Below are 11,479 nucleotides of genomic sequence, written 5' to 3'. Positions count from 1 at the left end.
GACACCTCGGACCTCGCCTGAAAAATCGGCGGATCCTTTTCCATGAGCAGGGGCCCGCCTGGCCGGTCGGGCACTCCGCTTGGGCGCGGTCCGGGCTGCATTGCGGCGAATCATTCCCGACAGAATAGAGGCGGTTTTGCCCCCCTGTCGACCAGCAATATCGAGTTGATCAGGCGACGTTAGGCTGAGCCGGATCGTCGGACCGCCGTTCGGGGCCTTTGTATTTATCCGGATCGTGTCGACGCCGATCCGGACCAAAAAATACCTTGGTTCGAACGAAAGGCCGGGCGCGATCAATCACAGCGCCGATTTTCCGGTAGAGGTCGGTCGCGGTAATTGGCTTCGCACAAAATTCGGTGGCACCAGCATCGCGTGCGGCCATCACACGGCTTTTCTCCGCGTATGCCGAGAGCATGATGATCGGCATGAAGGGGTTATCCATGCGGTCTTCATCACGCATGAATTTGATCAGTTCCAGACCATCCATCCCCTCCATTTGGAAGTCCAGAATGGCAACGTCGATGGATTCATTGCGCAGAATTTCCAGCGCTTCCTGTCCCGACGACGCTTCGTAAATCGTGTGTATATTGAAGCCGTTAAGGATAGTGCGCACGATCTTGAGCATGTGCGCATTATCATCAACAACCAGAAAGGAGAGCTTGCTCAGATTCGCCGGCATCCCATCCGCCCCTTCGAATGTGAAAGGTCAGATTAGAAACAAAGCGTTAGCTCCTCGTTAAGCTGCCTGCTCGTTGTGGGATGGCTTGTCTGCAGGCCGAGATTGAATGCGTTTCAGCGTCGCTTTGGCCACCTCGCAAAGGCTGCGGATTTCCTCCGGCATTTCATCGGCTTTCTGCGCCTCGCTGGCGAGGCGTTCGGCGAGCTTCATCAAGGTGGGAGCCGCCGTTATCAACCGGGCCTGGAACTCGATATTTTGCGGATCGCGGTCGTATTCCGCCCCCGGAACCCGCCAGCCGCCCCAGTTCTGTTCGTCGGTCACGACCACAGGAAACGTTCCGGGGAAAGGGTGGTGTGCGCATTCATCCAGGCTTTGCCATTTGTTTTTGGCGCGCATCAGCCGCCAGCGCCCAGTTTCGGCGTCCTGGCGTTCTTCTTCGCTCAACTCGTCGGCCGTGAAATCCCGACCCAGGCCGCAATCATAGGAAATCCGGACCGGTTCCTCGACGCCTTTCACCCAATGGGGTTTGACCTGTTCGATCAGCGCCCAGGTTCCTACCGGGCGCACAAAGACGCGCTGATGTTTGTGAAAATCCGCTTTTGCCATGACTTTGCTCCGGATTGAGCCAGAAGTTTACGAGACAGGCCTTAGAACAGCGTTAAGCCGCTCGTCCGGTTTGTTGATTTCCAGCTTGCGCGGTATGTGAGCGCACATGACGACCGTTTTGCCTCTCGATCGCCGCTTTTGCGTGGCGCCCATGATGGATTGGACTGACCGGCATTGCCGGGTCTTCCATCGCGTGCTGACGCGTGGAGCTTTGCTTTACACCGAGATGGCAACGAGTGCGGCCGTGGTGCATGGCGATGTCGAGCGATTGATTGGTTTTACTGCTGCTGAACAACCGGTTGCCCTTCAATTGGGTGGCTCCAATCCTGATGAATTGGCGTCGGCGGCGCGTATTGGTGCAGATCTCGGCTACGCAGAAATCAATCTCAATGTTGGCTGTCCGTCTGACCGGGTTCAATCCGGCCGGTTTGGCGCCTGTCTGATCCGCGAGCCCGGCCTTGTTGCGGATTGCCTGCAAGCCATGGCCGAAGCAGTCGATGTGCCGGTTACGGTAAAATGCCGCATTGGCGTTGATGATCAGGAGCCGCGAGACGCGCTTCCAGCCTTGCTTTCCGCGGTTCGTGAGCGCGGCATCAAAACGGCGATCATTCATGCTCGTAAAGCGTGGCTGAAAGGATTGAGTCCGAAGGAAAACCGGACGGTTCCGCCGCTGGATTACGGCCTGGTTCATCAATCCAAGCAGGATTTCCCGGATATGGAAATCATCCTCAATGGCGGGCTGGAATCTCTGCAAGCCGGTATTGAAGCGCAACAGAATCTCGACGGGATCATGCTGGGACGGGCCGCCTATCATACGCCTTGGGAATTGGCGCTGGTCGATAGCCTTGTCTATGGCCAGCCGGACCCGATCCAATCGCCGCATGAGGCGGTGCGCGCCTATTTTCCTTATATCGAAGCGCAACTGACCCAGGGCACACGCCTTCATTCCATCACACGCCATATGCTCGGCCTGTTTCATGGACGGCCGGGTGCCCGCCAGTGGCGGCGCATCCTTTCCGAACGCGCTGTTCGCGATGGCGCCGGTCTTGAGGTTGTCGAAGACGCGCTCGCCGCCACTCAACCCGCCATGATGCCCGCATGACGGCCGAACTTGCCGGACTGGCCGCGGCGCTTATCGCAACGGGATTGTTTGCCGGTCTGATTGCTGGTCTGTTCGGCATTGGCGGTGGCGTGGTCATGGTGCCGGCCTTTTACTTCGTCCTCGGCGCGCTGGGGTATGAAGATGGCCCCCGCATGCATATGGCGGTCGGCACGTCGCTCGCCGTCATTGTGGCAACCTCGCTTCGATCTGTTTCTGCGCATGCCAAACATGGCGCGGTGGATTTCAGTATCCTGCGAACCTGGGTACCGTGGATTGTTTTTGGCGCACTCGTCGGCGGCTTCGTCGCGGACATCATCCCGGGCCGCGGGTTGACGGGATTGTTCGGATTTGTGGCGCTGTTGCTGTCAGCTCAGTTCTTCTTTGGTCGGCCGGATTGGCAGCTTGCGTCGCAAATGCCGGGCGGTGCGATCAGGGCGGGGTTGGGCTCCTTTATCGGCGCGATGTCATCTCTATTGGGAATCGGTGGCGGGGTTTTTGGCGTCACGCTGATGACGCTATGCGGAAAGTCGATCCGACAGGCCGTGGCTACGGCAGCCGGATTTGGCGTCGCGATTGGTGTGCCCGGGGCGCTAAGTTTCGTTATCTGGGGCCTTGATGAGCCGGGCCGTACGCCCACCGCGCTGGGCTATGTCGATGGTTTGGGATTTCTCATCCTGGCGGCGTCGGCATTCTTCATAGCGCCGATTGGCGCAAAGCTCGCGCATTCCATGCCGGAAACCCTCTTGCGGCGCTTGTTTGCCATCGGCCTTGTTGCGACGGCATTCAGCCTGCTTCGGGAAGCGTTTCTTGGCGGATAATCAGGTGCTAACCGCCTTGCTGGCCCGGTATTTCAACTCTCTTGTTTTCAGTTGTTCTTTAACCTGCCTGCGCTCGGCGTCTGAATAAGCGGTCCATTGCCCTAATTCATCGAGCGTGCGGAAACATCCGACGCACAGACCAGCCGCCGGATCAACAAAACAGATTTGCTTGCAAGGGCTCCAGATCGTCATAACAGGACATTGTCACGGCTGACCGCGTGCAGGCAAGACTTGCCGCAAGGCCCGGAAGCTTAATAGGGTTTGCCTTCATCGCCGGGGGCATCATTCATGGAAGATCTGGGTTTGCAGCTGCGCAGCTTTCTGGGCCTGTTTGCATTTATCGGGATTGCGTGGCTGCTTGGCCCGAGAAAATCGCTGCCCTGGAAGTTGATAATCGGTGCGATTGTCCTTCAGTTCGCGATTGCCATTGCGCTTTATTCCCTCGGGCCGACCCGCGCTTTTCTGGCTTCGTTGACGGGCGTCGTCAGTGCGTTGCAAGCCGCCACAATGGAAGGCGTTGATTTCGTTTTCGGCTATCTGTCGGGTGCCAATGCGCCTTTTGTCCTTGATGAGAACAATGCTGGCCGGACGTTTATTTTCGCGTTCCAGGCTTTGCCCATGGTGATTTTCCTCTCGGCTCTTTCGGCTCTGCTTTGGCGATGGAGAATTCTGGAATTTGTCGTGAAAGGCTTTGCCTGGGCGTTCCGCAAAACGCTGGGACTGTCGGGTGCGGCTAGCCTCGGCGCATCGGCCAACATCTTCCTTGGAATGACGGAATCGCCGCTGTTGATCAAACCGCGCATGCCGCAGATCAGCCGGAGTGATCTCTTCCTGATCATGACGGTGGGTTTCTCCACCGTCGCGGGTTCGGTCATGGCCGTTTATGTCAGCCAGCTCAGCGGCATCATCGACGGCGCGGCAGGGCATATTGTGACGGCCTCGCTGATCTCGATCCCCGCCGCTGTGTTGCTGGCACGGCTGATGTATCCTGCTGATGGTGCCGGGGAGGAAGATCGCTCGACGGAAAAAATCCCCACCGAGGTTTATCATTCCTCCATGGATGCGTTGACGCGCGGCGTCACGGATGGCGTGAAGCTTTTCATCAATATCATCGCCATGCTGCTCGTCTTTACCGCCATTGTAGCGCTTGTGAATATGATGCTTGGCGCCTTTCCCGATGTTGGTGGGGCACCTCTGTCTGTGGACCGCATTCTCGGCTGGGTGTTTGCGCCAATCGTCTGGCTGGCGGGGGTGCCTTGGGCTGAAGCGACACAGGCCGGGGCCGTTATGGGGCTGAAGACGGCGCTCAATGAAATCATCGCCTATGGCCGCCTCAGTGAAATCGGACCGGAGCTCTCACCCCGGACCAATCTGATCATGACCTATGCGGTGTGCGGATTTGCGAACTTCTCCAGCGTTGGCATCCTGATCGGTGGCATGTTGGCCATCGCGCCCAGCCGCCGGGAAGACATTCTTGATCTGGCACCGAAAGCCCTCATTTCCGGCACGTTTGCGACTTTGATGACCGGCGCGGTGATCGGGGTTCTGCCGATGAGCCTGTTCAGCTAGTCACCCCGGCGCGGGAATAATTTTGACCGCAACCAGCCAAGCGTGGAGTTGCCCGTTAGCTCCTTGCGGTAGGCATCGTCCATAAAGCGCGAAATGCCGCGGATCTCACCGACCATCTCCAGCCGTGTCTGCATGGGGTGGTCGGGGTCGAGTGTCTTGATCAACCTGGCGGGGGCACCCGCCACCACGCCATAGGCTGGCACGTCTTTTGTTACAACGGAACGCGCGCCAATGACCGCATGATCGCCGATGGTCACGCCTTTAGCGATGAAGGCTCCATCGCCCACCCAGACATTCTCCCCCAGCACAACCGGGCGGCCTTCCGGGGCGGGGTCGATGCGGTTGTAGAGGCCATGCCAGTCGCTATCGGTAACTGTCGCATTGGCGGCAAACAGGCAGGCATGGCCAATCCGGATGGATTTTGTCGCCAGAATGCGGGTGCCCGGTGCCATGAAGACCGCATCGCCGATCTCGATCTCTCCCGCTTGATCCTGCGGCGACCAGACCGTAAGGCGCACCTTATTGTCCGCCGTCGCGACGATGTTCAACGACGTGCCGGCTGAAATATTCGGGCCGAAAACCTCGATTTGCCAGGGCTGCGTGAGTTTTACCGCAGGGCCGAGGCGTTCGAAATGCGGGGCGAGGAAATGCCGCGCCCAGGCATTTTCAAAGCGTTCCCAGGCAGAATGCATCCAGTAGGGGCGATGATCTCTTCGCATTTCTTCTTTCACGCGCTAGGCATTAAACCATGAATGACGAGAGTGTGGATAACGCCATCCTGAAACTTGTCGAGGCGCGTGGCGCAGGCAAGTCCATCTGCCCCAGCGAAGCGGCCCGCGAACTGGATACCGAAAACTGGCGTAGCCGCTTGGGCCTTGTGCGCCGACGCGCGGTAGATCTTGCACTGGCCGGGCGTGTCGCCATTCTGCGCAAGGGCAAGCCCGTTGATCCTGAACGCTTCAAAGGCGTCTATCGGATCTCCCTGCCTGATGTCTGACCTCGGCGCGCTCCTTTCTGACATTCGCGCCTGCCGCGCCTGCGAGGGGGAAATTCCCGAGCCGCGACCCGTGGTGCAAGCCGCTTCGGGTGCCCGCATTCGCATCATTGGCCAAGCTCCAGGTACGCGTGTTCATGAATCAGGCAGACCGTTCACCGACCCCTCTGGCGACCGATTACGCGAATGGATGGGCGTGTCGCCGGACTTTTTTTATGATCCCACCAAGATTGCGATCACGCCTATGGGTTTTTGCTTTCCCGGACTGGATGCCAAAGGCGGTGACAAGCCGCCCAGACCGCGTTGTGCCAAGCTGTGGCAGGCGCCTTTGGATGCACATTTGAAAGATGTGCGCCTGACGCTGTTGATTGGCGGATATGCGCAAAAATTCGTTTTGCAAGACCGCTATAAGGGCCGGGTGACTGAGACGGTTGCGGCGTGGGAAGAGTTTGCGCCGAGCTACATTCCTTTACCGCACCCGTCCTGGCGCAATAATGCCTGGCTAAAGCGGCATGCCTGGTTTGCGGACGACCTCTTACCCATGCTGCAGCGCAATATGAAATTGTTGCTCGAATAGCCGCGCGCAAAGCTTGTCGTGCAGGGCATCTAGAGCTATTCCGGCGCCGCAATGCACAACCCCGCTATCGGGGCTTTCTGCAAGGTTGTTCTGACCAGCGATTGGACTCTGAAATGAGCGTTTTCGAGCATCCCTCCTTCGATAATCACGAGAAAGTGCTTTTCGCGACAGACGAAAAGACCGGCTTGAAAGCGATCATCGGGGTTCATTCAACTGCTCGCGGACCGGCCTGCGGTGGATGCCGCTTCTGGACCTATGAAAGTTCCGCGGATGCGCTCAATGACGCGCTCCGTTTATCGCAAGGCATGAGCTATAAGAATGTGATGGCGGATTTGCCGATTGGCGGCGGAAAAAGCGTGATCATGAAGCCCGCTGGCGCATTCGATCGTGAAGCGCTGTTTGAAGCCTTTGGCCGCGCTGTTGAGTCCCTGAATGGGCATTATATCACGGCCGAAGACGTCGGGGTCAGCCCGGTCGATATGGTGAGCGTTCGAAAGCAGACGCGGCATGTCACCGGACTTCCGGAAGCGTCCGGTGACCCGTCGCCGGTTACTGCTGAAGGGGTTTTCCGCGGCATTCGCGCTTGCGTGAGGCGGGCAACGGGGTCGGACGATTTGTCGGGCATTCGCGTTGCCGTACAGGGTGCAGCCGGTCATGTCGGGACCTATCTATGTGGCCATCTGCACAAGGCTGGCGCGCAAATTTTCGTCGCTGACATGAATGTCGACGCGCTTGAAAAGCATAAAGCTGAATTCGGGGCGGTGATTGTCGACAAGGACAATATTTACGATCAGGTCGTGGATGTTTTTGCGCCGTGTGCTCTTGGCTCTATCATCAATCCGGAGACCATTGACCGGTTGAAAGTCCGCGTTGTTGCCGGGGCCGCCAATAATCAGCTGGCAATGCTGGAAATGGGTGCCGAGCTACAACGCCGCGGTATTCTCTACGCGCCCGACTATGTCATCAATGCAGGCGGCATCATCAATGTGACCGGCGAAATCCGCGGGGATTATGACACCGCCTGGGTGCAGCAAAAGCTGGTCAATCTGGAAGCCACGCTGGGTGAAATCCTCGATCGCGCCGAGAATGAAGGCCGTCCATCAAATGTGATCGCTGATGAGATGGCCCGGGCCCGCCTGGAAGAAGCTGCCGCCAGCAAAGCGGCTGCTGACTAGCGCGATACCACTGAAAGCGCTGCTTCATCCAGAGCCAGGCGGATCGTTTCGCCGGTCTTTTTGCCATGAGTAAGGGGCAAATCCGTCAGCCAAGTTGAGCCGTCCGCTGCAATCGCTGTGATGCGGAAGCGTCCCTGACGGATGCGGACATCGGCGACGCGCAATTCCGCACCCTTCTGGCTTTCAATCACCGCTTCCGGCCGCGCCAGCAAAACGGCATCACTGCCGTCGGGAAGGGCCGTTCTGACCGCGCCGAGCGGGCTCGCAATCTCGCCATTGCTGACGGTGCCGTTAAAAACGGTTACATCGCCCAATAATTGAGCGCAGGTGCGCGATTGCGGTGTCTGATAGACCTCTGCCGGCGCGCCCGATTGAACAATCCGCCCGTCTTCCATCAGGAAAAGCCGGTCGGCGAGTTCGAAGGCTTCATCGGCATCATGAGTGACCATCAAGGCGGCCGCTCCGGCTTCGCGGATGGCGGCAATCGTATGCGCCCTGAGGTCTGACCGCAAGCGCCGGTCGAGACTTGAGAAGGGCTCGTCCAGCAAGACAATTTTGGGGCGCGGGGCCAAGGCACGGGCCAGGGCTACGCGTTGTTTTTCTCCGCCGGAAAGTTCATGCGGAAATGACCGGGCGAGATGGCCGATCTCGACCGTTTTCATCAGACCGGCAATGCGGGTCGCGATCTCGTCACCGTTCATCAAGCCTTTGAGACCGAAAGCGATATTCTGTTGAACCGTCAAATGCGGGAACAAGGCGTAGTCCTGAAAGACAAAGCCCACGCCGCGTTGCTGGGTCTTGATGAACTCGGCCCCGGCATCCCAATTCTGTGCAAGCGATGTGAGTTGGCCTCGATCCAACCTGATGAGGCCGGCCACCACTTTCAGGAGGGTGGATTTGCCTGCCCCCGAGGGTCCCAATACCGCCGCGATTTCGCCAATACCAAGCGTCAAATCGACACCATTGAGGATCGGTGATCCTCCGAGGGCTTTGCTTGCCGCGCGAATGTCCAGGAGCGGGGCAGTCATTGTCGTTGTCCCGATGTCAATGTACGCGCGGCCATGATCATGGCCGGCAATGTGGCCAGAACAATCATCAATGACGGCAGCGCTGCTTGTCCAAGGCGCTCGTCTGCCGCCAGATTGTGGGCAATGACGGCAAGCGTGTCAGTATTGAATGGCCGCAGGATCATTGTGGCTGGAAGCTCTTTCATCACTTCAACGAATACTAACAAAGCTGCGATGCCCACACCGCTCAAGATCAGCGGCCAGTGGATTTCGCGGACAATTCTGCGGCGTCCCGCTCCGAGTGTCATGGCGGCGTTGTCGAGACTATCGGTTACTCGTGACAGGGCCGTTTCGCTTGGCGCGATTGCGACGGCTGCAAAGCGTGAAACATAGGCGAATATCAAGGCTCCAGCAGTTGCCGTGAGAAGCAGGGGGAACATGCCGCCCCAGAGCCCGTCCAGAAGGGTTTGCAGACCGGCAAACACAATCAATACGCCAACTGCAGCGACCGCTCCTGGAGCGGCATATCCCAGACTGGCCAGGCGGGCGGCGAGCTTGCCAAAGCGCGTGCCGCTCCGAATGCCATAGGCCGCGCCCAATCCCAACAGCGCCGCCAGAACAGCCGTGATTGCGGCAAGCGTAACGGAATTGACCAGCGCGCCTGGGACGCCCTGGGCGAGGGGTTCGGTAAAGGCGTGATAGACAAGGCGGCCAAGAGGCAAAACCAATCCGAGCAAGATGGGCGTCAGGCAGGCGAGTATAGCGAGCGCAGCTTTGCTTGAGGATAAGGTTTCAAGGGGTTGGGTTGCTGCTTTGCCGCGCGTCTGACCAAATCTCGCGCGAGACCGGCTCTGGCGCTCGATCGCAAAGGCAAGATAGGCAAAGAGCGCAAGCACAATCGCGATCCGGGCGGCGTCTGCAAGCGATCCAGCGCCCGCCCAGGTGCGTACGACGCCGACGGTCAGCGTGGGTGCACCCAGATGTGAGACCGCCCCGAAATCGGCGATCGATTCCATGGCCACAAGCGCGAGGCCAGCCGCAATCGCTGGACGAACAAGCGGCAGTGTAACCCGCGAAAAGACCTGCCAATCCGATGCGCCCAGTGTCCGGGCGGCATGGGCCATTTCCGCTGGCTGGTCTGCAAAAGCCTGGCGGGCAATCAGGTAGACATAAGGGTAAAGCGTGACGCCGAAGATAAATCCGGCTCCCAGCGGTCCGCTGACGGTCGGCAAGCTAGTAGCCAGCCACTCTAATCCGCCCTCGCGCAAGGGCGTTTTGATGGGGCCTGACCCCTGGGTCAGATCCAGCCAGCCAAAGGCCGCGACATAAGCCGGAACCGCCAGGGGAAGCGCCAGCGCCCAGCCGAAAATTCTGTGTCCTGGGAATGAGAAGCGGGCAATCAGCCAGCCTCCTGTCGTGCCAATCAATCCGGCAATTACTATCGCGACACCGGTTACGAGCACGGTATTGGCGACGTATTCGCCGAGCCGCGTCTGGGCCAGATGAATCAGGTAATCGCCCCAGGGGGAGCTGAACGCGACCCAGGCAACCGCCAGAATGGGTCCAGCTGCGATAAGCGCGGCCAGACTTCCGAGAAATGCCGGTCCGGTTTTCGCTCCGTTCATAAAGCCCTAGGGCCAGCCCGACCGGTCAAGAATGCGGCGAGCGGCCTCCGAATTGTCTCCAAGCTCGGAGAGATTGAGCGTATCGGCCTGGAAGTCCATGACTGCCCGCAGACGCGGATTTTCGAACGCGGCACCTTCGACGGCCGGGATCTCATTGGTCAACTCGGCATAGGCCCGCTGGCCTTGCTCGCTCAGCAAGAAGCGAATGAAGGTCTCGGCATTCGCGGCATTTGGAGCATTGGCGGCAATACCTACACCGGAAATATTCACATGCGTGCCATGCTCACCTTCAGGAAATATCAGACCAATACCATCCGAGACAGCCGTGTCATTGGCATCATCGGAATTGGCGAGCCGGACATAATAATAATGATTGACCATGGCGACATCGCATTCACCGGCATGGATCGCCCGCAACTGGTCTGTGTCGCCGCCCTGCGGATTGCGGGCGAGATTGGCATCAATGCTCCGCACCCAGGCTTCTGCAGCTTGTTCTCCATGGTGAGCGATCAAGGCCGCCGTCAGTGACTCATTGTAAACATTGGTGGACGAGCGGACACAGATCCGGTTTTGCCAGCGCGGATCAGCCAGATCGAGATAATCGCCGATTTCGGCCGGATCGACGCGATCATTTGCATACGCGATGACGCGGGCCCGCAGCGCAAAACCCAGCCAGTGCCCGTCCGGATCGATAAAGGTGCCCGGAACGCCGGTTGCGATATCTGAGTAATCTTCCTGCGCAAACAGGCCGGCCGCCTCGGCGCGGTGAAGGCGGTTAGCGTCAACCGTGATGACGATGTCCGCAGGGCTGCGCTCGCCATCGGCACGGATCCGTTCGATCAACAGATCGCCGCCGGCTTCGATCAGGTTGATCTCAATGCCGGTTTCCTCGGTAAAGGCCGCATAGACAACCCGGTCCGACTCGTAATGGCGGGAGGAGTAGACGTTGAGGCTCTGCGATCCTGCAGTCTGATCAGCGGTATCGCTGTCACTTGCCGGTTGGGAGCAGGCCGCCAAGGCGAGGCCAAGGGCTGCGGGCAGCAATCGTCTCAACATGTCATTCTCCGGTCTTTTGTGCTCAGCGGGTTTACACTTTTGCGAATGTTTCGCAAGAAGCGATTCTGCCGCAGGAGCAGCGACTGTCTTTTGAAGGAATAGGAATGGTGGGCGATGCTGGGATTGAACCAGCGACCCCTGCCGTGTGAAGGCAGTGCTCTCCCGCTGAGCTAATCGCCCATTCCTGAAGGCGCGGCGTATAGGCGTTGAGCTGGTAAAAGGTCAAGCCTCACGCACAATTGAATGGCTGGAATCTAAATTTTTCGATTTT

Annotated in this window: 13 protein-coding genes and 1 tRNA gene; 6 read left to right on the top strand and 8 right to left on the bottom strand. The window is 58.6% G+C overall.

Going from position 1 to position 11,479, the window contains the following annotated elements; genetic code table 11:
* Nucleotides 1–169: 169 nt before the first annotated feature.
* Both ACO079_RS04970 and ACO079_RS04965 read right to left on the bottom strand, forming a co-directional pair.
* Nucleotides 170–679: a response regulator gene (locus tag ACO079_RS04970; RefSeq protein ID WP_421792220.1), complete on the bottom strand. Its 510-nt coding sequence runs from the start codon at nucleotides 677–679 to the stop codon at nucleotides 170–172.
* 57 nt (nucleotides 680–736) lie between these two features.
* The gene (locus ACO079_RS04965) at nucleotides 737–1,285 is read right to left on the bottom strand and encodes a hypothetical protein (RefSeq protein ID WP_421792219.1); all 549 of its coding nucleotides are present in this window, start codon (nucleotides 1,283–1,285) and stop codon (nucleotides 737–739) included.
* A gap of 106 nt (nucleotides 1,286–1,391) precedes the next feature.
* Here ACO079_RS04965 and dusA point away from each other — a divergent pair, with 106 nt between their 5' ends.
* On the top strand, nucleotides 1,392–2,387 hold the full coding sequence (gene dusA / locus ACO079_RS04960) for a tRNA dihydrouridine(20/20a) synthase DusA (RefSeq protein ID WP_421792217.1): 996 nt from the start codon (nucleotides 1,392–1,394) through the stop codon (nucleotides 2,385–2,387).
* A complete protein-coding gene (locus ACO079_RS04955) occupies nucleotides 2,384–3,205 on the top strand; it encodes a sulfite exporter TauE/SafE family protein (protein WP_421792215.1) in 822 nt (273 codons plus the stop codon). The genes dusA and ACO079_RS04955 overlap by 4 nt, the downstream gene beginning before the upstream one ends.
* On the opposite strand, the gene ACO079_RS04950 is transcribed toward ACO079_RS04955, so the two are convergent.
* Nucleotides 3,206–3,397: a DUF1289 domain-containing protein gene (locus tag ACO079_RS04950; RefSeq protein WP_421792213.1), complete on the bottom strand. Its 192-nt coding sequence runs from the start codon at nucleotides 3,395–3,397 to the stop codon at nucleotides 3,206–3,208. It lies immediately after the preceding gene.
* 96 nt (nucleotides 3,398–3,493) lie between these two features.
* Between ACO079_RS04950 and ACO079_RS04945 the strand changes: the two genes are divergently transcribed.
* Nucleotides 3,494–4,774, top strand: coding sequence for a NupC/NupG family nucleoside CNT transporter (locus ACO079_RS04945; RefSeq protein WP_421792211.1), 1,281 nt, complete (start codon nucleotides 3,494–3,496; stop codon nucleotides 4,772–4,774).
* Here the strand turns inward: ACO079_RS04945 and ACO079_RS04940 are convergent.
* Complete coding sequence (locus tag ACO079_RS04940) at nucleotides 4,771–5,493, bottom strand: acyltransferase (protein ID WP_421792210.1); 723 nt, start codon at nucleotides 5,491–5,493, stop codon at nucleotides 4,771–4,773. The two genes, ACO079_RS04945 and ACO079_RS04940, sit on opposite strands and share 4 nt — an antisense overlap.
* 29 nt (nucleotides 5,494–5,522) lie before the next feature.
* Between ACO079_RS04940 and ACO079_RS04935 the strand changes: the two genes are divergently transcribed.
* The 3 genes from ACO079_RS04935 to ACO079_RS04925 all read left to right on the top strand — a co-directional run bounded on the left by ACO079_RS04935 (nucleotide 5,523) and on the right by ACO079_RS04925 (nucleotide 7,520).
* Entirely contained in the window at nucleotides 5,523–5,771 is a 249-nt protein-coding gene (locus ACO079_RS04935) for a DUF3253 domain-containing protein (protein ID WP_421792208.1), read from the top strand.
* The gene (locus ACO079_RS04930; RefSeq protein WP_421792206.1) at nucleotides 5,764–6,345 is read left to right on the top strand and encodes a uracil-DNA glycosylase family protein; all 582 of its coding nucleotides are present in this window, start codon (nucleotides 5,764–5,766) and stop codon (nucleotides 6,343–6,345) included. The genes ACO079_RS04935 and ACO079_RS04930 overlap by 8 nt, the downstream gene beginning before the upstream one ends.
* Before the next feature lie 113 nt (nucleotides 6,346–6,458).
* A complete protein-coding gene (locus ACO079_RS04925) occupies nucleotides 6,459–7,520 on the top strand; it encodes a Leu/Phe/Val dehydrogenase (protein ID WP_421792205.1) in 1,062 nt (353 codons plus the stop codon).
* Here the strand turns inward: ACO079_RS04925 and ACO079_RS04920 are convergent.
* From ACO079_RS04920 to ACO079_RS04905, 4 genes are all read right to left on the bottom strand, one after another.
* Entirely contained in the window at nucleotides 7,517–8,548 is a 1,032-nt protein-coding gene (locus ACO079_RS04920; protein ID WP_421792203.1) for an ABC transporter ATP-binding protein, read from the bottom strand. The genes ACO079_RS04925 and ACO079_RS04920 overlap by 4 nt on opposite strands.
* Nucleotides 8,545–10,152 carry an ABC transporter permease gene (locus ACO079_RS04915; protein WP_421792201.1) on the bottom strand — a complete coding sequence of 536 codons (1,608 nt, stop codon included), beginning with the start codon at nucleotides 10,150–10,152 and terminating at the stop codon, nucleotides 8,545–8,547. The genes ACO079_RS04920 and ACO079_RS04915 overlap by 4 nt, the downstream gene beginning before the upstream one ends.
* A gap of 6 nt (nucleotides 10,153–10,158) precedes the next feature.
* Complete coding sequence (locus ACO079_RS04910) at nucleotides 10,159–11,208, bottom strand: extracellular solute-binding protein (protein WP_421792199.1); 1,050 nt, start codon at nucleotides 11,206–11,208, stop codon at nucleotides 10,159–10,161.
* Nucleotides 11,209–11,313: 105 nt separating this feature from the next.
* Nucleotides 11,314–11,388: transfer RNA gene (locus ACO079_RS04905), tRNA-Val, on the bottom strand.
* Nucleotides 11,389–11,479: the final 91 nt, after the last annotated feature.

Source organism: Hyphobacterium sp., from assembly GCF_965228115.1.
Taxonomy (GTDB): Bacteria; Pseudomonadota; Alphaproteobacteria; order Caulobacterales; family Maricaulaceae; genus Hyphobacterium.
This window is presented reverse-complemented; position numbering and strand designations above follow the sequence as displayed.

Coding starts and splice junctions, on each gene's coding strand:
- ACO079_RS04930 (WP_421792206.1), top strand. CDS start 5,764: ATGTCTGACCTCGGCGCGCTCCTTTCTGACATTCGCGCCTGCCGCGCC.
- ACO079_RS04955 (WP_421792215.1), top strand. CDS start 2,384: ATGACGGCCGAACTTGCCGGACTGGCCGCGGCGCTTATCGCAACGGGA.
- ACO079_RS04965 (WP_421792219.1), bottom strand. CDS start 1,285: ATGGCAAAAGCGGATTTTCACAAACATCAGCGCGTCTTTGTGCGCCCG.
- ACO079_RS04940 (WP_421792210.1), bottom strand. CDS start 5,493: ATGCGAAGAGATCATCGCCCCTACTGGATGCATTCTGCCTGGGAACGC.
- dusA (WP_421792217.1), top strand. CDS start 1,392: ATGACGACCGTTTTGCCTCTCGATCGCCGCTTTTGCGTGGCGCCCATG.
- ACO079_RS04920 (WP_421792203.1), bottom strand. CDS start 8,548: ATGACTGCCCCGCTCCTGGACATTCGCGCGGCAAGCAAAGCCCTCGGA.
- ACO079_RS04945 (WP_421792211.1), top strand. CDS start 3,494: ATGGAAGATCTGGGTTTGCAGCTGCGCAGCTTTCTGGGCCTGTTTGCA.
- ACO079_RS04950 (WP_421792213.1), bottom strand. CDS start 3,397: ATGACGATCTGGAGCCCTTGCAAGCAAATCTGTTTTGTTGATCCGGCG.
- ACO079_RS04935 (WP_421792208.1), top strand. CDS start 5,523: ATGAATGACGAGAGTGTGGATAACGCCATCCTGAAACTTGTCGAGGCG.
- ACO079_RS04915 (WP_421792201.1), bottom strand. CDS start 10,152: ATGAACGGAGCGAAAACCGGACCGGCATTTCTCGGAAGTCTGGCCGCG.
- ACO079_RS04970 (WP_421792220.1), bottom strand. CDS start 679: ATGCCGGCGAATCTGAGCAAGCTCTCCTTTCTGGTTGTTGATGATAAT.
- ACO079_RS04910 (WP_421792199.1), bottom strand. CDS start 11,208: ATGTTGAGACGATTGCTGCCCGCAGCCCTTGGCCTCGCCTTGGCGGCC.
- ACO079_RS04925 (WP_421792205.1), top strand. CDS start 6,459: ATGAGCGTTTTCGAGCATCCCTCCTTCGATAATCACGAGAAAGTGCTT.